Here is a 24,994-nt window from a genome sequence, read left to right on the forward strand (position 1 = left end):
GGTGGCCGAGCTGGAGAAGCGCCCGGTTGTGACCTTGGCAAGCGTTGTTGTACGCCGATCTTGTACACGCGAGTGGCTGCCCCTGGGCCAGGGTTTCTCACGGGCGCGAGCCGCACAGGGACGTTCCAGGAGCCTGTTGTCGTCGGTCGAGGGCCGTGCAGAGTGACCAGCGAAGGCCTACACAAGCGCCGATGCTGCCGCAATCGCATGACGCCAGGGTGGCCCGATGCGCACGCCGCTCGCCTCTTATGTGGGCAGTCGCCTCAGAGTGGTGCCCCCGGCAGGATTCGAACCTGCGACGCACGGTTTAGGAAACCGACGCTCTATCCCCTGAGCTACGGGGGCGCACGCGGGACAGCTTAGCGGAGGTCGTGGTCGAGCAAGGCGGCAGCGAGGGCGGTGGAGATGAACTCGCCGTACGCCAATAGCGGCCAGCCGGACTTGAGGACGAGGAGCTCGTAGAGCTCGGCCGACGAATAGGTCCAGAGGATGTCGGCGGCTCGGTCGACGTCCAGGCCGGCCTTCAGCCAGCCTCGGGTCGCCAGACGTTCCGCGTTGTGGTGCATCCGGTCGCGGCGTTGCTGTTCCACCTCGGTCAGTAGCGCCCGCATGTCCGGGTCGTGAGCGGCCGCGTCCCTGATCAGCAGCACGATCGGCGACCCCTCTGGGGTGAGTTCCATCAGGAAGTTCGCCCAGCCGTCGAGCAGGGTCCTGGGATCCGGTGCGGTCGCACTGAGCCGGTCGCTGCGGTCGGGCGCCGGCGCCGGGCCGCGGCCGGCGAGGCCGCGTTCCCAGAGGGCGCGTACGAGCGCGGGCTTGGGCCCGAAGGCCTTGTACACAGTCTCGGTGGAGACACCGGCCGCTCGGGCGATCGCGGGCACTGTGGTGTCGGCGTACCCGTGCTCGATGAACAGTTGGTGGGCGGCCTTCAGGACCGCCTGGCGGTTGGCCTCGGCCTGCCGGCGACGGGCCGACGAATCGTAGCTACGCGAGGTCTTGACGTGTCGTCGCATTCGGTTCCATAGTCCTGTATTGAATACTAAGTAGTGTAATCAAAGGGGGCGGGCGATGGAAACCATCGCAGAGAGGTTTGTTGCCGAACTCGTCGAGGCGGTCAACGGCCACGACTTGGAAAAGCTGACGGAGCTGTTCGCACCGGACTACGTCAACGAGACGCCGGCGCATCCCGCGCGCGGCTTCACGGGCAACGATCAGGTACGCCGCAACTGGGCGTCGCTCTTCGCGGGCGTCCCGGACATCGCTACCGAGGTCATGGCACTCGCCGTGGCGGGCGACACGGTGTGGACCGAGTGGAAGATGGACGGCACCCGTCGCGACGGCGCGGAGCACCACATGCGCGGTGTCGTTGTGTTCACGGTCGAGAGCGGCCGCGCGACAGCGGCCAGGTTCTACCTCGAGCCGCTTGATACCAGTGGCGCCGACGTCAATGCCGCAATTGCCTCGGCGCTGCATTCGCACAGTGAGTCGTCATGATTCTCGTTGCCGGAGGCACCGGTCGGCTCGGCTCGGTCCTGGTGCGCCGGCTCGTCGGTCGTGGTCAGCAGGTCCGGGTACTGACGCGCAGCCCGAGTTCCACGCCGGTCGATCACGAGGAAATCGTTGGCGACGTACGCTCACGTCAGGCTGTCGCTGCGGCACTCGAAGGATGCGACACGGTCGTGTGGTGCGTCCACGGCCTGCTGGGCAGACGGGGTGCCGGGCCGGAGGCGGTCGATCGGGAGGCGTGCATCGCGACGATTGACGCTGCACGGCAGGCGGGCATCCGGCGCTATGTGCTGGTGTCGATCAAAGACGCGGCACCCGGACACCTGTCCTCGTTGTTCCGGGCGAAGTACGCAGCAGAGCAGCACCTGCGCGCCACGGACCTGGACTGGACGATCCTGCGGCCCACGTCCTTCCTCGAGTTGTGGCTCGAGGTCGTGCGCGGCAAGGTCGACAAAGGCGGACCGGCCGTCGTGCTCGGCAGCGGAGAGAACCCGATCAACGTCGTGTCGGTGGCCGACGTCGCGGCCGTCATCGACTACTGCCTGGTCGAACCGTCGGCGATCGGCCGGATGCTCGACGTGGCAGGCCCGGAGAACGTCACCCTCGACGAGTTGGCTCGCGCGCAGGGCGCGACCGCGATCAAACGGATTCCGCTCGGCGTACTGCGGCTGATGCGCTACCTCGCCGTACCTGTGGCTCCCGCCTTCGCGCGGCAGGCGACGTTGGGCGTGATGCTGGACACGTACGACCTCACGGCGACCGCGGGCCCCAGTGAGTGCCTACCCACGCGGACCGTGCACGAGGTGCTCGCCGATCAGGCCACGCACTGAGGGAATCAGCCGGTCAGGGCGGTGACGCCGAGGTGGCCGGCGATGGAGTTGTACCGCTCGGCGTACAGGGTGGTGCAGCGTGAGGCGGCGCAGCCGGCGCCGGCGAAGGCGATGCCGCGGATGGTGGCGGAGTTGGTGCCGCGGCGGGAGTAGACAGGACCGCCGGAGTCGCCGCCGACGATCGCGACCAGGCCGCCGCGGGTGGCACGGATGACGTACGTCGTGCAGCCGTCCGCGTCGCAGTACTTCGCCGACGTCGAACGGACCGTGAGACTGCAGAGCGACGTACTGAAGCTGCCGGACTGGCAGATCACGGTGCCGACGCCGGGGTCGCCGCCGTCGGTGACGGTGCGCGTGTTGACGGTGTCGCCGGGACCGTCGGTCCAGATCTTGGCGCCGTACGCGCTGCCGGTGACCAGGGACTGGTCGTAGTCCGGGTAGTTCGTGCGCACTGTGGTGGTGCCGTAGTAGTTGGTGCCTGACTTCCAGACCGTGCCCGGGCCGCCGCAATGCCCTGCGGTGACGGAGCCGCGCTGGCCGTTGGAGCGCCGTACGACGGAGAAGCCGGCGGAGCAGTTCTTGAGCGCGGACATGATCCGCGCACCGCCCCAGTGGCCGCCCTTCGGGGTGTCGCTCAGCCGGGACGTGCGTGCAAGCGAGCCGGCGACGAGCTGTACGCCGGGCAGGTCGCGGAGGCCCGCCAGCGAAGCGGTGGAGGTCGTTGCCTGGTCGTACTCGACGACGACGTTCTCAGTCACCGGGTCGAGGTCAGCGGCGTACGTCGTACGCGACGCGTCGGAGGACCACGAACGGTCGCCGACTGCGTTCCAGGCGTCGGCGATCGACTGGGCCGAACGACAGCTGGGCTCCACCTTCACCAACGGCTTCCCCGCCGCGGGCAGGTTGCGCGCCATCGCGGACTCGTACTTCTTCGCATCCAGCTTCGCCGAGTCCACGACCACCTTGTAGCCGGTCATGGCCGAGCCGACCACGCCGATGACGCCCTGGCTCAGCCCGTACGGCAGACCGGAGGTCGGGCGGCCGGTCGCGTCCAGCGGCTCGAGGGACCGGACTGCGGCGGAGATGCCTTCTCCGAGCGACTCACCGAGCGGTCGCGCATCGGACGCGGACGTGGGTTGCGCCAGTCGCGTCGCCTCGGCCGAGCTCACACTCGGTTGCGCGTGGGAGCATGCCGCGGCACCCGTCACCGCGCCCGAGGAGGGTGCGGTGACGGCGACTGCGAAGAGTGAGGTGGAGCCGAGTGTGACCAGCGGGACGGTGACAGAGAGTCGCACGAAGCTCCCCAGATCGGTGGACCAAACCACTAGATGGTCCGGTCAAGGACTCCGTTCCGTCAAGACCCGATCACGGTCCGCGAACAAATTCGACTACCGTGCGCGAGCGTAACTGGCAAGTTGACGCCCGTCGGCGCCGAAGAACTGCAGGGTGTCGGCGTTGATCGCGATCCGCTTGGCGGCATGCAGTACGCCGGTGTGCGGCACGTTCTCGCAGCCGACCAGGTGCTGCGGACCGGACGTCGCGCTGAACGCGCCACGCTGACCGATGCTGTACGTTCCGTGCAGTCCGTTGCAGCCGTCCGAGCCCGTCCATGTCCCATCCGCCTTGAACACCAGCACCGGGTCGTCCGGGCGGGCGGCCTGGAGCGTCTTGGCGCCGACCATCTGCACGGGTCGCCAGGTGCCGGCCACGGTCTGGGCCGAGACCACCTGTGGTGTCGCACTCGCCGAGGCCGGCGCCTGCCCGGTAGCGACCGGCGGTTGCGTCGGCTGGTTCCGGGACCCGGCCAGCCCGAATCCGGCGACCGCGATCGCAGCCACCGCGACGGCGGCAGCGCCGGAAACGACCCAGGTACGTCGCTGTGCGCGACGGGCGCCCGTGGTGGCGCGCTCGGTCAGGTCCACGGCCTGCGGCACCGAGGCCGCGGCCCGTTCGAAGGTACCTCGCAGATCATCCTCGAGATCGGTGTTGCTCACGACAACCTCTCATCAAGACGATTGGACTCGCTGGCCCCTGAATAGGCCGGCCGCCGTCGGAGCGACGCCAGCGCTCGGCTCGCGGTTGCGCGCACGGAGGACGGTTTGATGCCGAGCATGTCGGCGATCGTCTGGTCGTCGAGGTCCTGGTAGTAGCGCAGGACCAGAACGACCCGTTCCCGGGCGGACAGCGTCGCCAGCGCGCGCCACAAGTCGTCGGAGTTGGCGACATGCGTCGCGTGGTCCGGCACGGTGCGCTGCGGGTCGAGGTCGGCCGTCGGCGCCTCGGTGAACGAGCGCCGGCGCGTCATCGACAAGTACTCGTTCACGAGGATCCGCCGGACGTAGTGATGCGGATCGTCCGCGTTGCGTACCTTCCGCCAGGAGCGGAACGCCTGCATCAGCGCGATCTGCGCCAGGTCCTCCGCCCGCTGGTAGTCGCCGGAGACCGTGAACCCGAGCCGCACCAGTTCCTGTCCGCGGGCGGACACGTACTCCTCGAACTCCACTCGCCACTCCCTGGCTGGGCGTACAACTCCTCACACCTATTAGACGCATCGAGCCGCCCACGTGCTGCAACCGTTCCCACACAGTTCGATCTCTGCTCCACCGCCATCGCTGAGCAGCGGACGCGGCGGTTGCCGCAACCTGCCACGCGGGTCGACCTCGAAAGGGACCCGCAAGGCAGGCGCGGGTAGACCCCACTTCGGACGGCTTCGGGGTGCGCGTCCGGCGCGGGGTCAGCGCAGGCCGAGCGACTTCGTCAGCTCGGCGGTCACCTGGCGCGGCGCCGGCAGCGCGCCGGGCTTGCCCTGGCCTTCCAGCGAGGTCGCCACCAGGCGGCGGCAGCCGAAGGCTTCAGCGGTGAACGACAGGACACCGCGGTCGTTGTCGGTGAACCGCAGCACGTACGTGGGGCCGAGCTCCTTGGTGCACATGCTCGGCTTCTTCGCGACAGGCTTCGCCGCGTTGACCAGGGCGAACAGGTCGGTCGCCTGCTTGCCCATGCGCTTGGTGGTGATCGTTGCGTAGTCCTGTCCGGTCGCCTGTGCGTCGTACTGGCAGATCGTCACACTGACCGGGTTGAACTTCGAGGTGGCCGCGCCCTGGCCCCACACCGCTTTGTCGGTCGCGGCACGGACGGCCGTGATCGTCTCGGGGCAGTCCGTGCTCGGCGTACCGCTGGGACTGGCTGACGGGGTGGGCGACGGCATGGTCACCGTTTGGGTGGGCTGGGCGGCGGGCGGGGACGAGGCGTCCTCGGTGCCGCAGGCGGCGGCAACTCCGAGCACAGCCACGACAAGCGTCGCACCGATCAGGCCCCGTGTCCGTTGTGCACTCACGACTCGGTCCTTCCGGGTTGGCAAGGTCCACCATCATGGTGGAACGGGGTCACGCCGCGCGTGCCGCAACATCACGGCGGCGCGTCTTTCCGGTCACGCCGTGGGATCGAGCCCCAACCGTGGCGCAGCTGTAACGTGCACGCACTGGTCACCTACCCCAGGTCACCGCGCAGCATTCCCGGAGGGCCGCAGTGACTCGGTAACCTGAAGGTATGACGAGCCCGTACGAAGACGACGAGCCGCTGCTGCCGGAGCAGACGCGGGACGACGACCCGCGGACCTGGGGCGACAACGACTTCAGCAGCGACGACGACGAGCGGATCCTGAACGAGGTCCCCCCGCACCACGGATGACCGCCTCGCTGTTCCTCGTCCACGGCGGTCTCTGGGACGCCATGGACGCCGAAGCGTTCTGGGGTACGACGGGAATCACCGACGGCCTGTCCGCGGCACTCGCGCCGCAGGGAATGGCAGTGCTGGCGCCCGACCGGCCACAGCGAGCCAAAGCGTGGGACGTCGAGGTCGCGGCGCTGGGTGAACAGCTGGCGAAACGTTCCGGACCGGTAAGAATCGTTGGAGCCTCCAATGGATGTGCGGTTGCGGTCCTGCTGGCGTTGAGGTTTCCGGAGCTGGTCGACCGCCTCCTTCTGGCGTGGCCCGCGACCGGCGACGACGCCGCCGCGAACGAGCGCGCTCATGCCGGGATGGTGAATCGCGGGTGCCCGCCGGAGGTCGCGGACGAACTGCTCGCAGGCGGCATCCTGCGCGGTGTGACGGACGAACAGGTGCCCTCGCTGTCGCGAATTCGGGTGGCGGTGCTGCCCTCGGTACCGGAGAACCTTTGGCATCAGCGGAAGACGGTTGCCGCCTTGCTGCGGTCGATCCGGGGGAGTCGTGAGCTGGCCGGGTGTCCCGAACCGCCGACACCCGCCTTCCGCATGAGCAACGACCCGCCGTACCTGGATCAGCTGCTGCGAATGATCGTGGCGTTCGTCAACTGAGGGGATGGGACGCCCGGTTCCACACTGCTGGATGCGTTCTGCCGGTGAGCAGGCGGGCGTTGGCGAGCTCAGGGCTGAGGTTGTACGCCCACCTGCTGAGGCTCACGACTGGCGGCTGCGCAGCAGGTCGCGGATCTCGGTCAGCAGTTCCTGTTCGGTGGTCAGCGGGTCCGGCTCCGGCTCCTGCCCGCGCTTGCGGCGCTCGGCCAGCTTGTTCAGCGGCAGCACGATGAAGAAGTAGACGGCCGCGGCGACGAACAGGAAGCCGAGTGCCGCGTCCAGGATCAGGCCGATCGAGAACTGAGCGCCGTTGATGTCGAAGTTCCAGACACCGGTGAGGTCCGTCTTGCCGAAGATCGCGGCGATCAGCGGGTTGATCAGACCGTCGACGAGCGCGCCGACGATCTTGGTGAACGCGGCGCCGATGACGACGGCGACCGCGAGGTCGACGACGTTGCCGCGCATCACGAATTCCTTGAAGCCCTTGAGCATGTGGTGCCCTCCACGAAGCGGGTGGTTGTACCCGGACAACCTAGGGCTGCACCCCTGTCAGGGCGAGCGAGCGCGCCGGAACACGGACACATCGTGCCGGCACAATCCCGAAGAGTGATCAGCTCGTGTCCGGCGTCAGTGCCACGGTGATCCGTGAGTTCGAACTGGCCTGGGCCAGTCGGGTGGCGACCTCCGGTGTGGTCGCCACCACGATCAGCGCGCCGGAGGTGGCCGATCGCGGCGTCGGCAGGGCGACCACAGGCACGGCGCGGGCGAGCTGGCTCGCGGAGCCGGCGGTCGTGCTGTCGGCGGCGTACAGATTGATGCGGTCGCCGACTCGGAGGAGCGAGGTGATGTCCGCGTCGTCGACGCGGAACGGGTAGGCGACTGAGCCGGGCGTCACGGCGGGTGGGGCGAGGAATCTGGCGTCGGTGAGCGGTTCGCCGGCTCTGACGGGTCCGCTCAACACGCGGGTCGTCAGTTCACTGCCGGGTCTGAGTGCACCGGCCGGCACGGAGCCGGGTGGCAGGTCGACGGTCCGCAGATCGTCACGCGTCGGGGCCACGCCCCCGGTGAGGTCGCGCGCAGCGGCCAGCACCGCGACCGTCGGTGGCGGTGCGGGGGAGAGAGCGAGAAGTCCGAAGTACACGGCGGCCGCGGCGGCGACGCCGGCGAGGAGCCGACGGTGCCACCGGGCGGCACGCAGCAGGTCACGAAGCAGGGAAGGGATTTTCATGCCGGAGAAGATACGAGTTTCGCCGGCAGCCGCCCTTCAGTTATCCACAGGGCGCGCGGTCAGGCCGCGCTGGTGCCCGAGGTCGAGCTGCTCGAGCCCGAAGACGAACCCGACGAACCCGAGGACGACGAACCCGAGGACGACGAACCGGAGGAACCGTTGGACGACGACCCCGAGGAGGCGGACCCCGACGAGGACGATCCGGACGACTCGGCCTTCGCCGGCACCGTGCTCTTGCCGGACGACCGGCTGTCGGTCCGGTAGAAGCCGGAACCCTTGAACACGACGCCCACGGCGTTGAAGACCTTGCGCAGGCTGCCCTGGCAGTTCGGGCACACGGTCAAAGCATCGTCCGTGAAGCTCTGGCGCACCTCGAGCGCTTCACCGCAGTCGGTGCACTGGTACTGGTACGTCGGCACTGTCGGTTCCCTTCAAGCCGCTGGCACTCCTACTACCCGACTGCTAATAATGCGCCAGCGGACCGAAGTATTCCAAACCCGGTCTCACGTACCTCAACTCCGGGTCCCTGTCCAGCCGACGCAGAGCCACGCAAAGTTGTGAGGGACCCCATTTGGGGTGGGCGGGGGGATTCTCTACGGTTGGTCCGTGCCACGCCTGCTTCGAGTCGTCGTCATCAGCGGAATCGCCCTCGCCACGGTCCTCCTGGTGATCGCCGGTACCGTCGTCTTCGTCGTCCGCCACTCGTTCCCGACGTACGACGGAACCATCGACCTGGACGGCCTGGACGCCGAGGTCAGCGTGGTCCGGGACGCCAACGGAATCCCGCAGATCTACGCCGACACCCCGGCCGACCTGTTCGCGGCGCAGGGGTACGTGCACGCGCAGGACCGGTTCTTCGAAATGGACTTCCGCAGGCACGTCACGTCCGGCCGGTTGAGCGAGCTGTTCGGCAAGACCGCGCTCGAGACCGACAAGTTCGTCCGGACACTCGGCTGGCGGCGGGTGGCGGAGAAGGAGCTGCCGCTGCTCAGCCCGACCACCCGGCAGTACCTCGACGACTACGCCCGCGGCGTCAACGCGTATCTGATCAAGCACAACGGCTCCGACGAAACGTCGAAGCGCAGCGGCTCCGCCCTCAGCCTGGAGTACGCCGTCCTGTCCCTCCAGCCGGGCGGGCCCAAGAACTACACGCCGGAGCCGTGGACCGCGGCCGACTCGTTGTCCTGGCTGAAGGCGATGGCGTGGGACCTGGGCGGCAACCTGGACGAGGAAGTCACCCGGACGAAGCTGCTGGCCGCGATGCCGGCGCGCAACGTCGAGAGCCTCTACCCGCAGTACCCGTACGACCGGAACCAGCCGATCCTGTCCGGCGGGTCGATCGGCAGGGACGGCAAGTTCACCACGGCTCCGGTCAGCAACGAGGTACGGCGGAGCATGCTCACCCAGGACCTGCTCAAGTCGCTCGACTCGGTGCAGAAGGTCGCCAAGGGACTGCCCGAGCTGCTCGGCCAGGGGGACGGCGTCGGGTCGAACTCCTGGGTGGTCTCCGGTGACCACACCACCACCGGTAAGCCGCTGCTGGCCAACGACCCGCATCTCGGCGCGACCATGCCGGGGGTCTGGACGCAGGTCGGCCTGCACTGCAACAACGTCGGCAAGACGTGCCCGTTCGACGTCTCCGGCTTCAGCTTCTCCGGCCTGCCCGGTGTGGTGATCGGCCACAACAACGCGATCTCCTGGGGCTTCACCAACCTCGACCCGGACGTCCAGGACCTCTACCTGGAGCGGATCGAGGGTAACAACGTCCTCTACAACAACAAGTGGCGAGCCATGGCCACCCGCGAGGAGACGTTCAAGGTGGCCGGCCAGGACGAGCCGGTGAAGATCACCGTCCGCGAGACCCGGCACGGTCCGCTCATCTCGGACGTCCGCGAGAACGAACGCAAGGTAGGCGAGTCGGCTGCGGCGCAGGCGAAGTACCCGACGGCGTACGGCGTCGCGCTGCAGTGGACTGCGCTGAACCCGGGCCGGACCGCGGACGCGCTGTTCGCGATCAACACCGCGCAGAACTGGGCCCAGTTCCGCGCCGCCGCGCAGCAGTTCCAGGTGCCCTCACAGAACCTCGTGTACGCCGACACCGACGGCCACATCGGCTACCAGGCGCCCGGACTGATCCCGATCCGCACCACCGGCCGCGGCGACTGGCCGGTCCCGGGCTGGGATCCGAAGTACGCCTGGAAGGGGTACGTCCCCTTCGACGCGTTGCCGAGCGAGTTCGACCCGGCGGACGGCATCATCGTCACCGCGAACCAGGCCGTCGTACCGAACACGTACACGTACTACCTGACCAACTCCTGGGACTACGGCTACCGCTCGCAGCAGATCCTCGACCGGATCAAGGCGGCCGGGAAGCTGGACGCGAACGCGATGGCGTCGATCCAGCTGGACACCAAGAGCAAGGCCGCGGAGATGCTGGTGCCGTACCTGCTCCGGATCAGCATCGACGACGCGTTCGACAAGCAGGGTCAGGACGTCCTGCGGAACTGGGACTTCACCCAACCGCCGGACTCGGCGGCCGCGGCGTACTTCAACGTGGTCTGGCGCAACCTGCTCGCACTGACCTTCCACGACCAGCTCCCCGAAGACACCTGGCCTGACGGCGGCTCGCGCTGGTTCGAGGTGATCCACACGCTCATCGGGCAGCAGAACAGCGGCTGGTGGGACAACATCGGGACGCCGCAGCGGGAGAGCCGTGACGACATCCTCCGCGAGGCCCTGATCAACGCCCGGACCGAGATCACCCAGAAGATGGCGCGGGAGCCGTCCAACTGGCAGTGGGGCCGGCTGCACAAGCTGACGCTGACCAACCAGACGCTGGGCAAGTCCGGGATCGGAGCGGTCGAGAAGATCTTCAACCGCGGCCCGTACGAGCTGGGCGGCGGTACGTCGATCGTCGACGCCACCGGCTGGGACGCCGCCGAGGGGTACGACGTGACCGCGACCCCGTCGATGCGGATGGTCGTGGACCTGTCGGACTTCGACAAGTCCCGCTGGGTCAACCTGACCGGTGTGTCCGGCCACGCGTTCTCGTCGAACTACACCGACCAGACCGACCTGTGGGTCAAGGGTGAAACCCTCCAGTGGGCCTACACCAAGGGCGCCGTGGAGGCGACCCGCAAACACTCCCTGACCTTCACCAAGCCGGACAGCTAAAGGCCACCTGCGAACGGCATGGCTCGCCACTGGGTGGCGAACATGCGGATGCCGTCGGCCAGGGCTGGGAAGGCCGGGACCAGGGGAGTGCAGACCAGGACCTGCAGTGCTCGTGCGAGGTCCATCACCTGCTGGACCTGCGGGTCCAGCGTCGGGAGACCGCGGGAGCGTGCGCCCTCGTCGTACGCCTGACACAGGTCGGGGCCGAAGCCCGCGAGGTCCCACTCGAGCGGGCCGATTGTCACGTCCTCGAAGTCGGCCCACAGCGGGCCGTCGACAGTAGTGATCAGGTTCCACGACGGTGCGTCGCCGTGCAGCGGCTGCACGGTCGCGGACGGGAAGACCGCCTCGAACCCGGCCCTGCTGGTCAGGATCGGCTCCAGCACCTTCCACTCAGCTCTTGCCCGGTCCACGTCCTCCTGCTCGAGTAAACCCGGCACTGCCTCGGCCGCTGCCAGGCCCGGGCCGATCAGGCGCAGAGGAGTCATCCAGGGGAGCTCTCCTGGGTACTTCGCGAGTAGGGCGTGAAGCTCGGCTACGCGGGCGGTTGCCCCGACGTAGTCCGGTTCAGCTGCCTTGTCCACCTCGACGTACGTCCAGAACGTCATGGACAGTCCGTCCTGCTCCTTCGGCTCCAGTGGTACCAGTGGGCTTGGCGGCACCACGGGGAGTCCCTGTTCCGCCAGCCAGGCCACCACGTCCAGTTCGCGCTGCTGGCGTCGTACGGCGGGCTCTGGTTCCTGTAGGCCGGCTGGGAGGTTCATCGGTACCCGTGCGACCACCGGGGACGGCAGCAGGTGCACGACCGTCGAGAACGCCTCGTAGAGGACAGTCGGGTCGGTGACCGTGAGGCCGAGGGTGCGTGCGGCTGTGGCTGCGGCTTGGACCGCGGTCTCAGTCATCCCCTGATCCTCGCAGTGGGATCAAGCGGTTTGGCGTCAGCGCTGCGTCGACCGGCTGGTCGTGGGGGTCGTTCGGCAGGGCATCGACGATCTCTGTGTCGTAGACGGCGGCCCAGACCGGCGTACCAGGGCGCACGCGGGCGAGAGCGCGGTCGTACGAGCCGCCGCCGCGGCCGAGGCGCACGCCGTCATGGGTAACCGCTACGGCCGGGCAGATGACCAGATCGGCGGTAGCGATCGCGTCGGAGCCCAGGTCGGTCGGCGGCTCGGACAGGCCGAGCCGGCCGGGCACCAGGTCGGCTGCGCCGGGTGCGACACCCCAGCCCAGGTCGTTGTCGGCGTACAGGATCGGCAACAGCACCTCACGGTGTGTAGCGAGCAGCCAGTCGATCAGCGCACCGGTCTGCGGCTCAGGTCCCATGGACACGTAGAGAGCGACGCGGTGCACCTCGGGCAGCGCCTGTTGGGCGCTCGCCAGCAGCCCCGCCGCGTGCGTCCGCAGCCGGCGCGCCTCCAGGAAATACTGCCGCGCCGCCGCCTTGGTCTGAAACACGTTCTGATCCTAGGTCTCCCTCCGCGGCTCCTGGCGGGGCTGCGCGGCGCTCGCTCCCACCAGGAACCACGGAGGGAGACCGGGAGCGTGACGCGCGCAACACAGGGATTGGCTGCCGTCCCCTAGGGTTGGTGCATGAGTGAGGTGGGTCTCAGACAAGCGCAGGAGAAGATGCGCGCCGCCGGTGCTGCCGACGTCGCGATACGTGTCTTCACGCACTACTACCGGCTGCTCGAGTCCGGACAGCAAGGAAAGATCCGCGAGGACGACATCGAGCCGGTGGGCGACCTGCCACACCTGGACCACCTGGACACCGACCCGGACGCGCTCCGCGCCGCGCTGGCCGAGACCGTGGTCATCAAGCTCAACGGCGGCCTCGGTACGTCGATGGGCGTCACCGGCCCGAAGTCCGCGCTGCCGGTGAAGGACGGGCTGAGCTTCCTGGACATCATCGCCCGCCAGATCCTGAGCACCCGGCGCGCGTACGACGTACCGCTGCCGCTGGTGCTGATGAACTCGTTCCGCACCAAGTCCGAGTCGCTGCAGATCCTCAGCGAGTACGACGGGCTCGCGGTGGACGGCCTGCCGCTCGACTTCCTGCAGAACATGGAGCCGAAGCTGCTCGCCGACGACCTGACGCCGGCGGAGTGGGAGCCGGACCCGGAGCTCGCCTGGTGCCCGCCCGGGCACGGCGACCTGTTCACCGCGTTGGTTGCCTCGGGCACCCTCGACGCGCTGCGGGAGCACGGTTTCCGGCACGCGTTCATCTCGAACGCGGACAACCTCGGCGCCACCGCGGACCCGCGGATCGCGGCCTGGATGGCCGAGCACGACGTACCGTTCGGGATGGAGGTCTGCCGGCGGACGCGGTCCGACCGCAAGGGCGGGCACGTCGCGGTGCGGAAGTCCGACGGCCGGCTGATCCTGCGGGACAGTGCGCAGGTGGCCGACGAGGACACGCAGTACTTCCAGGACGTCACCCGGCACCGGACCTTCAACACGAACAACCTGTGGATCGACCTGGACCGGCTCGCCGAGCTGATGGACGGGCACGACGGGATCCTCGGGCTGCCGATCCTCGTGAACCGCAAGACCGTCGACCCGGCCGACCCGTCCTCGCCGAAGGTGATCCAGTTGGAGACCGGGATGGGGACCGCGATCGAGACCTTCGACGGGTCGCAGGCGGTGATCGTGGACCGCAGCCGGTTCAAGCCGGTGAAGACGACGAACGACCTGCTGGTGCTGCGCTCGGACGTGTACGACCTCGACGAGACCGGCGACCTGACCACGACCCACGAGGGCGACGAGCCGTACGTCGATCTGGACCCGGAGTACTTCAAGATCCTCGCCGACTTCGACGCCCGGTTCCCGGCCGGGGCGCCGTCCCTGGTCCGGGCCGACAGGCTGGCGGTGCGCGGCGATGTTGCCTTCGGCAAGGATGTGGTGGTGATCGGCGACGTCGAGGTGACCGCGCCGGACGGTGAGCGCCGGGTGATCCCGGACGGGACCGAACTGCGTTGAGCGTGGGCGACCTGCTCGTCCGGCCGCTGGAGCCCTACGACACCGACGAGGCCGCTGCGGTCTGGTGGCGCTCACGGCACACCGAGGACTCCCAGCTGCCGCCGGCGATCCATACCGCGGAGCAGGTCGCCACGTGGTTCGCCGACGTGCTGCTCCCTGACGCGCAGACCTGGGTCGCCCTCGACGACGGCCGGATCGTCGCGGTCCTCACCCTCGACGGCGACGACCTCGACCAGTTGTACGTCGCCCCGGAGGCGGCCGGCCAGGGCATCGGCTCCGCCCTCGTCGACCTCGCCAAGGATCTTCGCCCCGGCGGTCTGGCGTTGTGGACGTTCCAGACCAACACCCGCGCGCAGGCCTTCTACCTGCGGCACGACTTCCGCGCGGTACGCCGTACCGACGGCTCGGCGAACGAGGAACACGCCCCGGACGTCCGCATGGTCTGGGGCAACCACCCGGAATCGGACCCCACCTAGACCCCAACCGGACTTCTTCGCGCACCCGTCCGGAACTTGGCGTCGAAACGTGCGAGCCGTGGATTAGGGTCGAGCTCGTGAGACGGAGTGTGGATGAGCATCTAGAGGTCGTACTCGGACGGGTGGCGGCCCTGCCGGCGTTCGACCAGCCCTTGATGGACGCGGTCGGGTTGGTGCTCTGCGAGGACATCGTCTCGGGGGTGAGCCTGCCCGGGTTCGACAACTCCGCCATGGACGGGTACGCCGTTCAGGCGGGTGACCTGGCCGGGGCCTCGGACGAGAACCCGATCAGGCTGCCGGTGGTCGGGGAGTTCCGGGCCGGCCGCAGCGAGCCGATCGTGGTGACCCCTGGGACCTGTGTGCGGATCATGACCGGTGCGCCGATGCCGCGTGGGGCGGACAGTGTCGTGCCGGTCGAGTGGACCGACGGCGGGACCGTCAACGTGCGGATCACGCAGCAGCCGTCGCTCGGTGCCTCGGTACGGCGCGCGGGCGAGGACGTGACGGCCGGGGCGCAGGTGCTCGACCGTGACACCGTCCTCGGTCCACGACAGATCGCCGTACTCGCCGCTGTCGGGCGGGCCCGGGTGAAGGCGCGTCCGCGACCACGGGTCGTGGTGGTCTCGACCGGGGCCGAGCTGCGGGAGCCGGGGAGTCGGCTCGGCGACGGGCAGATCTACGACTCGAACAGCTACACCCTGGCGGCGTGCGCGCGGGACGCCGGGGCGGTGGTGTACCGCGTCGGCATCGTCGACGACGACCCGAAGCGGATCATGGACACGCTGTCCGACCAGTTGGTGCGGGCCGACCTGGTCATCACCACCGGCGGCGTCAGCATGGGCGCGTACGACATCGTGAAGGAGGAGCTCTCCAAGCTCGGCACGGTGGACTTCCCGCAGGTCGCGATGCAGCCGGGAAAGCCGCAGGGGTTCGGCGTGATCGGTGAGGACGAGGTGCCGATCTTCACGCTGCCCGGCAACCCGGTCTCGGCGTACATCTCGTTCGAGGTGTTCGTCCGGCCGGCGCTGCGCAAGATGATGGGGCAGATGCCGTACCGGCGGGCGCTGGTTCCCGGCGTGACGCTGGACGGGTTCAGCTCGCCCGCGGGGAAGCGGCAGTTCGTCCGCGCTGCGGCCACCTCCGGCGACGAGGGCTGGATGGCCAGTACAGTCGGCGGGCACGGCTCGCACCTGCTCGGCGGGTTGAGCCGCGCGAACGCACTGATCGTGGTGCCCGAGGACGTCACCTCGGTCCGCGCCGGCGATCACGTCGAGCTGATGCTGTTAGGGGATGTCTGATGGTTCCACGCCTACTGCGGGGCACTCGGCACGGCACCTCGCCGCACGGGAGCAAAGGCCACGATGCTCCGCATCGAGACCTTCGCCCCCGCACGCCGATGCACCGCACCGAGCACCTCCTCGCGACGGCGTGGAACCATCAGACACCCCCTGACAAGGAGACCGGATGACGCAGGACCCGGGCGCGACGACCACCGGCTCCGGTACGCCGGGACCGGGCGGGCTGACGCACGTCGACGAGACCGGGGCCGCGCGGATGGTGGACGTGTCCGCGAAGGACACCACGGTCCGGCGAGCTGTTGCCAGCGGCAAGGTTCTTGTCTCGGCCGAGGTCGTTGCGGCGCTGCGTGGTGACGGCGTGCCGAAGGGGGACGCGCTCGGCGTCGCCCGGATCGCCGGGATCATGGGCGCGAAGCGGACGCCGGACCTGGTCCCGCTGTGCCATCCCATCGCGATCACCGGGGCCAAGGTCGACCTGGAGGTCGCGGACGACGCCGTACTGATCCGGGCTCAGGTGAAGACCACCGACCGGACCGGCGTCGAGATGGAGGCGTTGACCGCCGTCGCCGTCGCCGGCCTCGCCGTGATCGACATGGTGAAAGCGCTGGATCCGGCTGCGGTGCTGACCGACGTACGGGTGGAGCTGAAAGAAGGCGGCAAGACCGGGCACTGGGAGCGGCCGTGAAGGCTCTCGTCGTCAGCGTCTCCAACCGGGCGGCCGCTGGGGTCTACACGGACACCACAGGTCCGCTGATCGCATCGCGGCTTGCCGACTGGGGCTTTGACGTCTCAGGACCTCAAGTGGTCCCGGACGGTGCCCCGGTGGGTGAGGCGCTGCGGGCGGCGGTCGAGGCGTCGTACGACGTAGTGCTGACGACAGGTGGCACCGGGATCTCGCCGACCGACGAGACACCCGAGCAGACGGCTGCCGTGCTGTCGAAGGTCATACCGGGAATCGCTGAAGCCATCCGGGCGTATGGCGTGGCGAACGGCGTACCGACGGCTGCGCTGTCACGTGGGCTCGCAGGCGTCGCGGGTACGACGGTCATCGTCAACCTGCCTGGTTCGCGGGGCGGTGTGAAGGACGGTCTCGCCGTACTGGAGCCGCTGCTGCGCCATGCGGTCGAGCAAGTGCACGGTGGGGACCACGTGCGGACGGACGTCGACTGATGGCAGTCGTGCAGTGGCCTGTGGAGCTCAAGCACGGGCAGGTCGGCTTGCGGCCACTGCGGGCCGGCGACGGAAGCGAGTGGGCCGCTGCGCGCCAGCGGAACGTCAGTTGGCTGCGGCCCTGGGACGCGACCCAGCCCCCGGGCGCGGACGACGGCGCGCGAACGTTCCGCGCGATGGCGCGCGACTGGAACCGGCAAGCGCGGTACGGACGGATGCTGCCGTTCGTCATCACGTACGGCGGTGCGGCGGGTGCCGGCGCACGATCGAAATGGCCGCTGGTCGGACAGCTCACCGTGTCCGGAATCACCTACGGATCAGCGCGCTGGGCGAACCTCGGCTACTGGGTCGACGAGCAGTACGCCGGTCGCGGCATCGTCCCCACCGCCGTCGCGATGGCTGCCGACCACTGCTGGTTCACCCTTGGCCTGCACAGGATCGAAGTGGCGATCCGCCCGGAGAACAAGGCGAGTCTGCGCGTCGTCGAGAAGCTCGGCTTCCGGTTCGAAGGCGAGCGGCCGCGGTTCCTGCACATCGACGGCGACTGGCGCGATCACCGCATCTTCGCGCTCAACGTCGAAGAGGTCGGACCCGGTCTCGTAGCGCGATTGCCCTGACTACGCTGCGTGCTATTCACATCAGTCACACGAGTCTTCTTGCGACACACCGTGCCACGTTCCCCATCTGGCCCTATCCGCACCTTAGCGTCGTCGCATGGGGACGACAGGGCTGATCTATGTGGCGATCGTCGCCGCGTGGGCCGCCTACCTCGTCCCGATGTGGCTGAAGCGGGGCGAAGAGGCGCGGCGCCGTCCGGTCGTGCCGTCGTCCGACGAGGCGCGCGTGCTGTCCCGCGACCCGTCGCGGACCCGGTACGTCGTACGTCCGGCCGCAACCACTGCCACTGACGACTCGTCGCCACCGAAGCGCTACGTTCCCAACCGAGCCCGCCGGGTGGCCGCCATGCGCCGTCGGCGGGTGCTGTCGATCCTGACCCTTTCACTGCTGTCCGTCGTGGCGCTCGCCGGTCTCGGGATGCTGCCGTGGTGGACGGTGGCGATCCCCGGCACGCTGATCGCCGGCTTCGTCGTACTCACCCGGGTGCAGCTGCGCCGGCAGGCCCGCGCGCGGATGCAGGCCGCCGCCGAACGTCGTGCCCGCGCGCAAGCTCGCCACGACCGAGGCCCGGCCGGCAAGCCCGCGCCGTCGCCCGACGAGGAGATGACCATCGAGGTCAAGCTCCCCGCCGAGCCCGCACCGACGCCCGCCGCTGCTTCGACGAGGGAGGAGAAGCCGGCCGCCGAGGGCCTGTGGGACCCGGTGCCGGTCACGCTTCCGACGTACGTCATGAAGGAGAAGGCACCCGACCGGACGGTCCGGACCATCTCCCTCACCGACGACGAAGTCTTCTCCAGCGCCCGTACGACGGACCCGTCCGAGAAGCCCGCGGCAGCCGAAGCGCCGGCCCCCCAGCCGGCCGAAGAGGTCGAGGTGAAGCGGGCCGTCGGCGACTGATATCCGGTTTTAGTCTGCGGGCCTCTACGTGTTAGAGTTTCGCGGTCGCCAGGGAAACCCGGCGACCAGCTTTGGGGCTGTGGCGCAGTTGGTAGCGCGCTTCGTTCGCAACGAAGAGGCCAGGGGTTCGAATCCCCTCAGCTCCACGAAGCCGATAGGCGAGGTGTGTCGCGCAGAACCTGCGCTGACCGCCTCGCCTTCGTCGTGTTGCGCGGCTGCGCTCCGCTCGCCGCCGGCGGGAGCTCCGCCACCCGCACCCCCTGCGCCTTCGCTCCGCTCGGCTCCTGTGGTCAGGTTGGGCGGTCAGGCGAGGGTGGCCTCCACTTCACTCGGCGCCCGCGACTCGTCAGCGGTCGGGGAGCTGGAGGCGGGCCAGTAGGCCGATGTGGTCTGAGAGGTAGGTCGGACCGCTGGGGAGGACGCGCCTGTCGGTGAACAGAAGGTCGGTTTCGTCCACGCCGATCGTCTCAGCGACGAGGATGAAGTCGATGCAGTGTGGTTTGTTGCCTGGTGCAAGGTACTCGGGGTGGAAGGTCGGTGGGCACCGGCCGTCGAACGCGTCGCGCAGGCCGGACCGCTGCTGGAGTTCGCGGTGCAGCGTGCTCGCCTGGCTGACGTTGAAATCTCCGCACACGACCGCCGGCGAGTTCTCGGCCGTGACCGCCTGCGCTAGAGCACTGAACTGATCGCGCTGCATTTCATGGAACCGATTCTGCTCAGACCAGTCGCCGTCGGTGTTGGCCGTCGGGTGGATGTTGAGCACGCGGACCCCGCGGTCGGCAAGTCGAACGGAGAGCATCCCGCTGTGGCGGGCATTGAGCCGCGAGCGAACGGGCATTCCTGAGTGACGCGACGACCACGGAAGGCGGGCATAGGTCGCGCCGGCCAGTCGCAGCCGTGACAACGTGACCAGACCGCCCGCCGGGCCGATCAGCGATGGCCGATAGGCGATGTGCGGGAAGGACGGCATCCGTTTCCGGAGGTGTGCGAGGTGGTGGTAGCCGAACACCTCTTGCAGGCAGACAAGATCGATGTCGCCGATGTCGAGCTCAGCCGCGATCGCGGCGAACCGCTCGGCGATGCTGGAGCCTTTCAGCGGAAGCCCACGCACGTTCAGGGTCGCGACGGTCAGACGCCTGGTCATGGTGCGCCACATCGTACCCAGCTGGGCTGGCTGCGCTCCGGTTGGGTTGGTCAGAGGGAGGTTGTTGCTGTGCGGAGGGCTTCTAGGGCTTTGAGGACGTGGGGGGCCAGGCCTGCTTCGTCTTGTTCTAGGGCTGTCCAGGTGGCGTAGCCCTGTTTGAAGGCTAGGACTCCTAGCTCGGCTGCTAGGTGGGCCAGGGGGTCTGGGACGCCTCTTGATTTCAGGGCGTCTGTCATGGCCTTGGCCAGGCCCACGGTTTTCAGGGCGTCGCGTTCCTGGAGTTCTGTGCTGACGGCTATGGCTGCTTTGAGGCGGGGGGCCAGCTCCCGGTTCAGGGGGCCCATCTCGTTCGAAGCGCGTTCCAGGCCGGCTGCTACTGCTTCCAGTGGGGTGGCGGAATCGGGGGCTGTGGTGATGCCTTCGACCAGGAGGCGGCCGAGGGTTTCCTGGCCGGCTACCAGGAGTTCTCGCTTGTCGGGGAAGTGGCGGAAGAACGTGCTCTTGGTGACACCGGCGCGTTCGGCGATCTGGGCGACGGTCGTGGCGTCGTACCCCTGGTCGGCGAACAGATCGACCGCGGCCAGGACCAACCGATCACGCGCACCGGGTTGCCATCGAGCCATGAGACCCATTCTAGGTGATGGGACCTTTGTCCCGTCGAGTGCTACGGTGACGAGACAAAGGTCCCATGACATCGAGGAGCGTCTCATGCAGGTTTTCATCACCGGCGGTACCGGGCTGATCGGATCGGCCGTCGTCCGCGAGTTGCTCGACAACGGCCACACGGTCCTCGGCCTCGCGCGTTCCGACTCTTCCGAAGCGACGCTGAAAGCTGCCGGCGCGGAAACGGTTCGTGGCGGGCTTGCCGACCTGGACGTGCTGCGTACCGCCGCGGCCAAGTCCGACGGTGTGATTCATCTTGCCTTCAGCAACGACTTCAGCAGCCCGAAGGCATTGGCGGCGGGGGTCGCCGAGGAGAGCGCCGCACTGCAGACCTTGGGGGATGAGCTGGTCGGCAGCGACCGTCCGCTCGTCACGGTGTCGGGTACGCCGTGGGTGCCCGGCAGACCGTCTACGGAAGCTGACCCGCTGCCCCTCGACGGACCGGTCGGTGGTCGCGGCCGCTCCGTCATGGCGACGCTGGCGCTGGCGTCGCGCGGTGTCCGGAGTGCGGCTGTCCGCATGCCGCGCACTGTCCACAATCAGGGCGACGGCGGATTCGCCGGCTTGCTCACACAGATCGCGCGCCAGACCGGTGTCTCCGGGTATCCCGGTGACGGCACGCAGCGCTGGCCCGCCGTACACGCACTCGACGCCGCCGTTCTCTTCCGGTTGGTCCTCGAGAACGCGCCGGCCGGGACCGCCTGGCATGCGGTCGACGACGAGGGTGACGCCGTACGCGACATCGCAACGGTCATCGGCCGGCGCCTCGGCCTACCGGTCGAGTCTGTCCCCGAGGCGACGTACGGCCCGCTCGGCCCGATCTTCGTCACCGACCAGCCCTCCTCCAGCGCCCACACCCGCCAGACCCTCAACTGGCACCCCCAACACCCAAGCCTCCTCGAGGACCTGGAGAACATCGAGGCGTGATGAGCCACCTCGTTGCTTGCGGCAACGGGGTGCTGTGCCACAGATCGCCCAGGCCGCCGCTCCGGAGATCGAAGGCCTGGTCGGTACTGAGCGGCAGCCAGGCGGGCTGGGAGTTCGGTGGTATCCGCGGTCTCGTGCAGGGCGGCGCCAAGTTGGGTCTTCGCAGCACGCGGCGTCGTGAGGGTGGGAGTCATCCTTCGGATGATGGACAGTGCGGGGTGAGGGCGGTGTAGTGGATCGTGAAGTCTGCGGAGGGGGATTCGTAGTGCCACGACCTAAAGCCGTAACTGATGATGCCAGTGCCAAGCAGTTCCTTGATGCTGCGGCTCAGCTGATCGATGCGATGTTTGTGACATCGCCCGATGAGCGACCGCGGCGGTTGAGTTCGATTGACTTCCCGGCGACCTTGGAGTGGCTGCGGAAGGAAGATGTCGTTCGCCTCGCGCGGGACGGTGGGCAGCCGGGAGTGAGCCGGAAGTCGTTCGACAATCGGTGGGAGTCCAAGGAGGACTTCGTCAATGACGCGGTGATTCACACGATGCTGTACCGGGACGCGCCGAACGCCAATCCGGCGTTGCAGCTCGCCGACATGGCGAGTCTGACGGAGGCCGAGAATGTCGCTCAAGCAATCGCGCAGTTCTGCGACGCGATGCTTGCGAGTCTGCTGTCGTACCCGCGGTCGTTCCTTCTGCTGCATATCGGGCCCCTATTGGAGCAGCATCCGAAACTCAAGGCCGCGATCGTCGAGGACATGCTGAGGGCGTTGGCGCCGTGGTACGAGGGCTACGCGAAACTGTTCGCAGCCTTCGGTGTCCGGATGCGTCCCGGCTGGACCATCGAGCGGTATGGGCTGACGATCCAGTCGATGCTGGACGGGTTCCTGCTGCGCTCCCGTGTACAGGACGAACAGATGGAAGCATGCAGCTCGGACGATGCCAGTCTGTTCGCAGACGCCGTGGTCGCATTCACGCTCGGCGTCATCGATACCAGCGAAAGCAGCGGACTGACGTCGCGAGAAGCCCTGAACGCCGGCGTCGGCCCGGCACCAGGCGTAGAGAGACTCAGGTCGCTCCCTAAGGCCGTTGACTGAGCGTTACCGCCGCTCGATGCTTGGTGTGGCTCGGGGGGAAACGTGCCGTGCAGGAAAGGTCAAAGCCTTGAGGGGGACGCAGTGGCTCAGGGTATGAAGTGCCGGGTCTGCGGCTACTACATGTACGCCGAGCGTGAGGACGACCAGCCGCAAGGACGGTGGGTCTACTACGTGTGCCAGAACCGCGCAGACAAGTGCAACAACCGCGAGAAGGTCTTCGAGAAATACGCTGACCGGCGCTAGCGGATCGTAGCCGAACGCTCGCCGCTGCCGACGTCGGCAGCGGCGATCTCTGGTATTGCCGCCTTCCCGATCCCGGGAAGGCGGTCTGTCGAGCATGCTCTTTGCGGTAGGAGGCGGGCGATGGGCCAGTACATGGTCAACGGGCAAATGGTGCAGATGAACGAGGACAAGCCGACGGCAACCCACCTGAAGCAGTACGTGAACGCCGATGCCGGCGACTGGGTGATGGCCAACAAGGCGAGCGGCGAGGTCGTCCAGGTGGCCGATCATGAGCTGCTGCCGAAGGACGCGGAGAGCTTCTCGGTGACGCCGAGCTTCCACTACGGCGTCTCCGGCCTGGAGCGCTGAGGTGGCGAGGGATCACGACACGGCCGCCCGGGTCTCGCGGCTGCAGGCCGAAGCAACCCTGATCGCCCAGCGGTTCGGTCCGACCCGCTTCGATCGCCAGGACGGCACCTGGCTCTACATCGAGAAGTTCACGCTGCCGCGGGGCTGGAATAAGAGTACGGTCGACATCTTGATCGACGTTCCGTCCGCCACGCCGGGCTATCCGTCGGTCGCGCCGCAATGGTTTTGGGTCGACCACGACCTGCGTACCGACGACGGCCGTCCCATCGGTCACTTCTTCGAGGCAGGTCCACAGGGCAACGGCGAGTACGCGGACAAGGGCTGGGGGCATTTCTGCATTCACATCGATGGGTGGCGGCCCGCCGATGCGTTCTCGCTGGGCCGTGGGCATACGCTGCTGAGCTACGCGAACCTGATTCTCGCCGCCTTCCATGACCACAAGCGGTTGAGGCAGTGACCATGGAGCTGGTGTTGAGTGCGCGCGTGTGGGATGGCCTCCTGCAGCACCTATTCGCGAATCTGACGGCCTCCTCCATCCGGGAGGACGAACAGATGGCTTTTATCCTCGCCTCGCACAGCATCACGGGACCGATGGTCAAGCTCGTCGGCCGCGAGCTGGTGGTCGCCGGCCCCGACGATCTGAGCTATCAGTCCGCCGGCGGGATCGGCCCGACCGGCGGTTTCGTGGCGGCCATGCTGACCCGATGCCGCCAGGAGGGCTGGAGCCTGATCGAGGTTCACTCGCATCCGTTCGACCGGAGCAATCGGACCACGTTCAGTGGTATCGACTGGGGCAACGACCGGGTGAAGATGCCGCAGTTGGCCGCGATGCTGCCCGCGCCCTTCCACCACGCGACGATGGTTGTCGGCCGCCGCAGTCTCGATGCGCACTACTACGAACGGCGATCCGGCGACATCCTGCCGGTCGAACGGATCACCCTCGTCGGCGCTACGGACGGTGCGGAGCATCCACTCCGCTACCTCGACATCACCAGCAGACGTCAGGAGGCGCCTGCCGAAGCCGATGGTCGGCGCAGCCGGCAGGTGCCGCTGGTAGGACGCCGGGGGCAGGCCGCGTTCCCAAAAGCAACGGTCGGCGTCGTCGGCCTGGGTGGCCTCGGATCGTTCGCGGCCTGGGAGCTCGCGTACTTGGGGATCGGCCGTCTCGTCCTGATCGACGCCGACGAAGTCGCAGAGACGAACTTGAATAGGCTCCTGGGTGCCGGGCCACAAGACATCGGCCGCCCGAAGGTGGAGGTACTCGCGGAGCAGATCGAACGGGTGGCGCCGGACGTCGATGTGGTCGCGATCGCCGAGGACATCCTCAGCCCCGCCGCGCTCGACAGGGCGAAGTCCGCGGACGTGCTCCTGGGCTGCGTCGACAACCATGGTGCCAGGCTCACCCTCAACCACTTGGCGATCCGGTACCTGGTCCCGCTCCTCGACGCCGGGACGGGCGCCCGGATGGGTGCGGACGGTCGTCCGGCCCAAGTGGGCGGACAGGTCCAGCTCGTCGTCCCCGGTCGCGGGTGCCTGGAATGCCGGGGGTTCATCGACCCGAACCGGGCCGCCTTCGACCTGGCGTCGCCGGAGGTACAGCAGTACGAGCGTGACCTTGGCTACGGGACGGAGGAGATCGCGCCATCCGTCATCTTCCTCAATGGCGTCGTGGCATCGATGCAGGTCGCTGAAGTGGCGCGGCTCCTGGCCGGTCCGCGGTCAGGTCAAGGTCGGCAAGTGAGCCTGATCATGTACGACGCGCTGGCGCAGAAGTCGATCACCGCCGGCACGAGCACCGGGGCTGACTGTCCGACCTGCGGTCCGAGCGGGGTGGTAGGTGTCGGAGATCTGGCCCCGCTGCACCGGGCAACGGCATCGGGGCGGAGCGGCGTACCCTCGCGGTTCGAGGCGGTCGGAGCGAGTGGTGCCGGAACCGATCCCGACTAACAGCAGTTCCCGCGGGCGCCGGCCGCGGCAGGTACAGTTTCCGGCCGCACCTGCGGGCCCCGCAGCGGTGCCGCAGGCGCCTGTCCGGCCTGCGCCAGCGCCGGGCGCCCAAGTGCGGCGCG

30 protein-coding genes and 2 tRNA genes are annotated in these 24,994 nt (G+C 68.3%); 19 read left to right on the top strand and 13 right to left on the bottom strand.

Annotation, left to right across the window (positions count from 1 at the left end):
• Positions 1-269 precede the first annotated feature (269 nt).
• Together EV651_RS05550 and EV651_RS05555 are read right to left on the bottom strand one after the other, a co-directional pair.
• A tRNA-Arg gene (locus EV651_RS05550) sits at positions 270-345 on the bottom strand.
• Between the two features lie 14 nt (positions 346-359).
• The gene (locus tag EV651_RS05555) at positions 360-1,013 is read right to left on the bottom strand and encodes a TetR/AcrR family transcriptional regulator (RefSeq protein ID WP_133782694.1); all 654 of its coding nucleotides are present in this window, start codon (positions 1,011-1,013) and stop codon (positions 360-362) included.
• A 55-nt stretch (positions 1,014-1,068) separates the two neighbouring features.
• Here EV651_RS05555 and EV651_RS05560 point away from each other — a divergent pair, with 55 nt between their 5' ends.
• Entirely contained in the window at positions 1,069-1,494 is a 426-nt protein-coding gene (locus EV651_RS05560; RefSeq protein WP_133782696.1) for a nuclear transport factor 2 family protein, read from the top strand.
• Positions 1,491-2,336, top strand: coding sequence for an SDR family oxidoreductase (locus EV651_RS05565; RefSeq protein ID WP_133782698.1), 846 nt, complete (start codon positions 1,491-1,493; stop codon positions 2,334-2,336). Before EV651_RS05560 ends, EV651_RS05565 begins: the two co-directional genes overlap by 4 nt.
• Before the next feature lie 5 nt (positions 2,337-2,341).
• On the opposite strand, the gene EV651_RS05570 is transcribed toward EV651_RS05565, so the two are convergent.
• The 4 genes from EV651_RS05570 to EV651_RS05585 form a co-directional block, all read right to left on the bottom strand.
• Complete coding sequence (locus EV651_RS05570) at positions 2,342-3,631, bottom strand: S1 family peptidase (RefSeq protein WP_238156680.1); 1,290 nt, start codon at positions 3,629-3,631, stop codon at positions 2,342-2,344.
• 93 nt (positions 3,632-3,724) lie between these two features.
• On the bottom strand, positions 3,725-4,330 hold the full coding sequence (locus EV651_RS05575) for an META domain-containing protein (protein ID WP_133782700.1): 606 nt from the start codon (positions 4,328-4,330) through the stop codon (positions 3,725-3,727).
• Positions 4,327-4,839 carry a SigE family RNA polymerase sigma factor gene (locus EV651_RS05580; protein WP_133782702.1) on the bottom strand — a complete coding sequence of 171 codons (513 nt, stop codon included), beginning with the start codon at positions 4,837-4,839 and terminating at the stop codon, positions 4,327-4,329. Before EV651_RS05580 ends, EV651_RS05575 begins: the two co-directional genes overlap by 4 nt.
• Before the next feature lie 231 nt (positions 4,840-5,070).
• Positions 5,071-5,673, bottom strand: coding sequence for a hypothetical protein (locus EV651_RS05585; RefSeq protein WP_238156681.1), 603 nt, complete (start codon positions 5,671-5,673; stop codon positions 5,071-5,073).
• A gap of 212 nt (positions 5,674-5,885) precedes the next feature.
• Here EV651_RS05585 and EV651_RS41190 point away from each other — a divergent pair, with 212 nt between their 5' ends.
• Both EV651_RS41190 and EV651_RS05590 read left to right on the top strand, forming a co-directional pair.
• Positions 5,886-6,026, top strand: coding sequence for a hypothetical protein (locus EV651_RS41190; RefSeq protein WP_166658505.1), 141 nt, complete (start codon positions 5,886-5,888; stop codon positions 6,024-6,026).
• Positions 6,023-6,673 (top strand): hypothetical protein, encoded by a 651-nt coding sequence (locus EV651_RS05590; protein ID WP_202870171.1) that lies wholly within the window; start codon positions 6,023-6,025, stop codon positions 6,671-6,673. Before EV651_RS41190 ends, EV651_RS05590 begins: the two co-directional genes overlap by 4 nt.
• A 102-nt stretch (positions 6,674-6,775) precedes the next feature.
• Here EV651_RS05590 and mscL read toward each other — a convergent pair whose 3' ends face one another.
• The 3 genes from mscL to EV651_RS43200 form a co-directional block, all read right to left on the bottom strand.
• Positions 6,776-7,165 carry a large conductance mechanosensitive channel protein MscL gene (gene mscL / locus EV651_RS05595; RefSeq protein WP_133782704.1) on the bottom strand — a complete coding sequence of 130 codons (390 nt, stop codon included), beginning with the start codon at positions 7,163-7,165 and terminating at the stop codon, positions 6,776-6,778.
• A gap of 118 nt (positions 7,166-7,283) precedes the next feature.
• Positions 7,284-7,901, bottom strand: a complete 618-nt coding sequence (locus EV651_RS05600; protein WP_238156682.1) for an SAF domain-containing protein — start codon at positions 7,899-7,901, stop codon at positions 7,284-7,286.
• A gap of 59 nt (positions 7,902-7,960) precedes the next feature.
• Positions 7,961-8,320, bottom strand: coding sequence for an FmdB family zinc ribbon protein (locus EV651_RS43200; protein WP_133782706.1), 360 nt, complete (start codon positions 8,318-8,320; stop codon positions 7,961-7,963).
• Between the two features lie 187 nt (positions 8,321-8,507).
• Between EV651_RS43200 and EV651_RS05610 the strand changes: the two genes are divergently transcribed.
• Positions 8,508-11,075: a penicillin acylase family protein gene (locus tag EV651_RS05610; protein ID WP_133782708.1), complete on the top strand. Its 2,568-nt coding sequence runs from the start codon at positions 8,508-8,510 to the stop codon at positions 11,073-11,075.
• Here the strand turns inward: EV651_RS05610 and EV651_RS05615 are convergent.
• Both EV651_RS05615 and EV651_RS05620 read right to left on the bottom strand, forming a co-directional pair.
• Complete coding sequence (locus EV651_RS05615) at positions 11,072-11,977, bottom strand: phosphotransferase (RefSeq protein ID WP_133782710.1); 906 nt, start codon at positions 11,975-11,977, stop codon at positions 11,072-11,074. The genes EV651_RS05610 and EV651_RS05615 overlap by 4 nt on opposite strands.
• The gene (locus EV651_RS05620; protein ID WP_133782712.1) at positions 11,970-12,530 is read right to left on the bottom strand and encodes a 5-formyltetrahydrofolate cyclo-ligase; all 561 of its coding nucleotides are present in this window, start codon (positions 12,528-12,530) and stop codon (positions 11,970-11,972) included. Before EV651_RS05620 ends, EV651_RS05615 begins: the two co-directional genes overlap by 8 nt.
• 135 nt (positions 12,531-12,665) lie before the next feature.
• Here EV651_RS05620 and EV651_RS05625 point away from each other — a divergent pair, with 135 nt between their 5' ends.
• From EV651_RS05625 to EV651_RS05665, 8 genes are all read left to right on the top strand, one after another.
• Entirely contained in the window at positions 12,666-14,051 is a 1,386-nt protein-coding gene (locus tag EV651_RS05625) for a UTP--glucose-1-phosphate uridylyltransferase (protein WP_166658506.1), read from the top strand.
• A 2-nt stretch (positions 14,052-14,053) separates the two neighbouring features.
• Positions 14,054-14,527: a GNAT family N-acetyltransferase gene (locus tag EV651_RS05630; protein ID WP_133782714.1), complete on the top strand. Its 474-nt coding sequence runs from the start codon at positions 14,054-14,056 to the stop codon at positions 14,525-14,527.
• A 77-nt stretch (positions 14,528-14,604) separates the two neighbouring features.
• Entirely contained in the window at positions 14,605-15,825 is a 1,221-nt protein-coding gene (gene glp, locus EV651_RS05635; protein ID WP_133782716.1) for a gephyrin-like molybdotransferase Glp, read from the top strand.
• Between the two features lie 166 nt (positions 15,826-15,991).
• The gene (gene moaC, locus EV651_RS05645; protein ID WP_133782718.1) at positions 15,992-16,510 is read left to right on the top strand and encodes a cyclic pyranopterin monophosphate synthase MoaC; all 519 of its coding nucleotides are present in this window, start codon (positions 15,992-15,994) and stop codon (positions 16,508-16,510) included.
• A complete protein-coding gene (locus tag EV651_RS05650; RefSeq protein ID WP_133782720.1) occupies positions 16,507-16,995 on the top strand; it encodes a molybdenum cofactor biosynthesis protein B in 489 nt (162 codons plus the stop codon). Before moaC ends, EV651_RS05650 begins: the two co-directional genes overlap by 4 nt.
• A complete protein-coding gene (locus tag EV651_RS05655) occupies positions 16,995-17,612 on the top strand; it encodes a GNAT family N-acetyltransferase (protein WP_133782722.1) in 618 nt (205 codons plus the stop codon). Before EV651_RS05650 ends, EV651_RS05655 begins: the two co-directional genes overlap by 1 nt.
• A gap of 97 nt (positions 17,613-17,709) precedes the next feature.
• On the top strand, positions 17,710-18,510 hold the full coding sequence (locus EV651_RS05660) for a hypothetical protein (protein WP_133782724.1): 801 nt from the start codon (positions 17,710-17,712) through the stop codon (positions 18,508-18,510).
• 73 nt (positions 18,511-18,583) lie between these two features.
• A tRNA-Ala gene (locus EV651_RS05665) sits at positions 18,584-18,656 on the top strand.
• 200 nt (positions 18,657-18,856) lie between these two features.
• Here EV651_RS05665 and EV651_RS05670 read toward each other — a convergent pair.
• Both EV651_RS05670 and EV651_RS05675 read right to left on the bottom strand, forming a co-directional pair.
• Complete coding sequence (locus EV651_RS05670; protein WP_202870172.1) at positions 18,857-19,654, bottom strand: endonuclease/exonuclease/phosphatase family protein; 798 nt, start codon at positions 19,652-19,654, stop codon at positions 18,857-18,859.
• A gap of 50 nt (positions 19,655-19,704) precedes the next feature.
• Positions 19,705-20,277 (bottom strand): TetR/AcrR family transcriptional regulator, encoded by a 573-nt coding sequence (locus EV651_RS05675; protein WP_133782728.1) that lies wholly within the window; start codon positions 20,275-20,277, stop codon positions 19,705-19,707.
• 85 nt (positions 20,278-20,362) lie between these two features.
• On the opposite strand from EV651_RS05675, the gene EV651_RS05680 reads away from it, so the two are divergent.
• From EV651_RS05680 to EV651_RS05700, 6 genes are all read left to right on the top strand, one after another.
• Positions 20,363-21,244 (top strand): SDR family oxidoreductase, encoded by an 882-nt coding sequence (locus tag EV651_RS05680; protein WP_133782729.1) that lies wholly within the window; start codon positions 20,363-20,365, stop codon positions 21,242-21,244.
• A gap of 232 nt (positions 21,245-21,476) precedes the next feature.
• Complete coding sequence (locus EV651_RS05685; protein ID WP_133782731.1) at positions 21,477-22,334, top strand: hypothetical protein; 858 nt, start codon at positions 21,477-21,479, stop codon at positions 22,332-22,334.
• Positions 22,335-22,415: 81 nt separating this feature from the next.
• Positions 22,416-22,577, top strand: a complete 162-nt coding sequence (locus EV651_RS41195; protein ID WP_166658507.1) for a hypothetical protein — start codon at positions 22,416-22,418, stop codon at positions 22,575-22,577.
• Between the two features lie 120 nt (positions 22,578-22,697).
• A complete protein-coding gene (locus EV651_RS05690) occupies positions 22,698-22,925 on the top strand; it encodes a hypothetical protein (RefSeq protein WP_133782733.1) in 228 nt (75 codons plus the stop codon).
• Between the two features lies 1 nt (position 22,926).
• On the top strand, positions 22,927-23,382 hold the full coding sequence (locus EV651_RS05695) for an E2/UBC family protein (RefSeq protein ID WP_133782735.1): 456 nt from the start codon (positions 22,927-22,929) through the stop codon (positions 23,380-23,382).
• A 95-nt stretch (positions 23,383-23,477) separates the two neighbouring features.
• Entirely contained in the window at positions 23,478-24,872 is a 1,395-nt protein-coding gene (locus EV651_RS05700; protein WP_166658508.1) for a ThiF family adenylyltransferase, read from the top strand.
• Positions 24,873-24,994: the final 122 nt, after the last annotated feature.

Source organism: Kribbella sp. VKM Ac-2571 (genome assembly GCF_004362255.1).
In the GTDB taxonomy this organism is placed as follows: domain Bacteria; phylum Actinomycetota; class Actinomycetes; order Propionibacteriales; family Kribbellaceae; genus Kribbella; species Kribbella pratensis.

What these genes read in the sequence shown, in the direction of transcription:
- EV651_RS05660 (WP_133782724.1), top strand. Translation starts at nt 17,710, where the DNA reads ATGGGGACGACAGGGCTGATCTATGTGGCGATCGTCGCCGCGTGGGCC.
- EV651_RS05560 (WP_133782696.1), top strand. Translation starts at nt 1,069, where the DNA reads ATGGAAACCATCGCAGAGAGGTTTGTTGCCGAACTCGTCGAGGCGGTC.
- EV651_RS05680 (WP_133782729.1), top strand. Translation starts at nt 20,363, where the DNA reads ATGCAGGTTTTCATCACCGGCGGTACCGGGCTGATCGGATCGGCCGTC.
- EV651_RS05590 (WP_202870171.1), top strand. Translation starts at nt 6,023, where the DNA reads ATGACCGCCTCGCTGTTCCTCGTCCACGGCGGTCTCTGGGACGCCATG.
- mscL (WP_133782704.1), bottom strand. Translation starts at nt 7,165, where the DNA reads ATGCTCAAGGGCTTCAAGGAATTCGTGATGCGCGGCAACGTCGTCGAC.
- EV651_RS05600 (WP_238156682.1), bottom strand. Translation starts at nt 7,901, where the DNA reads ATGAAAATCCCTTCCCTGCTTCGTGACCTGCTGCGTGCCGCCCGGTGG.
- EV651_RS05565 (WP_133782698.1), top strand. Translation starts at nt 1,491, where the DNA reads ATGATTCTCGTTGCCGGAGGCACCGGTCGGCTCGGCTCGGTCCTGGTG.
- EV651_RS05555 (WP_133782694.1), bottom strand. Translation starts at nt 1,013, where the DNA reads ATGCGACGACACGTCAAGACCTCGCGTAGCTACGATTCGTCGGCCCGT.
- EV651_RS05625 (WP_166658506.1), top strand. Translation starts at nt 12,666, where the DNA reads ATGAGTGAGGTGGGTCTCAGACAAGCGCAGGAGAAGATGCGCGCCGCC.
- EV651_RS05655 (WP_133782722.1), top strand. Translation starts at nt 16,995, where the DNA reads ATGGCAGTCGTGCAGTGGCCTGTGGAGCTCAAGCACGGGCAGGTCGGC.
- EV651_RS05675 (WP_133782728.1), bottom strand. Translation starts at nt 20,277, where the DNA reads ATGGCTCGATGGCAACCCGGTGCGCGTGATCGGTTGGTCCTGGCCGCG.
- EV651_RS05670 (WP_202870172.1), bottom strand. Translation starts at nt 19,654, where the DNA reads ATGACCAGGCGTCTGACCGTCGCGACCCTGAACGTGCGTGGGCTTCCG.
- moaC (WP_133782718.1), top strand. Translation starts at nt 15,992, where the DNA reads ATGACGCAGGACCCGGGCGCGACGACCACCGGCTCCGGTACGCCGGGA.
- EV651_RS05700 (WP_166658508.1), top strand. Translation starts at nt 23,478, where the DNA reads ATGGCTTTTATCCTCGCCTCGCACAGCATCACGGGACCGATGGTCAAG.
- EV651_RS05615 (WP_133782710.1), bottom strand. Translation starts at nt 11,977, where the DNA reads ATGACTGAGACCGCGGTCCAAGCCGCAGCCACAGCCGCACGCACCCTC.
- EV651_RS41190 (WP_166658505.1), top strand. Translation starts at nt 5,886, where the DNA reads ATGACGAGCCCGTACGAAGACGACGAGCCGCTGCTGCCGGAGCAGACG.
- EV651_RS05690 (WP_133782733.1), top strand. Translation starts at nt 22,698, where the DNA reads ATGGGCCAGTACATGGTCAACGGGCAAATGGTGCAGATGAACGAGGAC.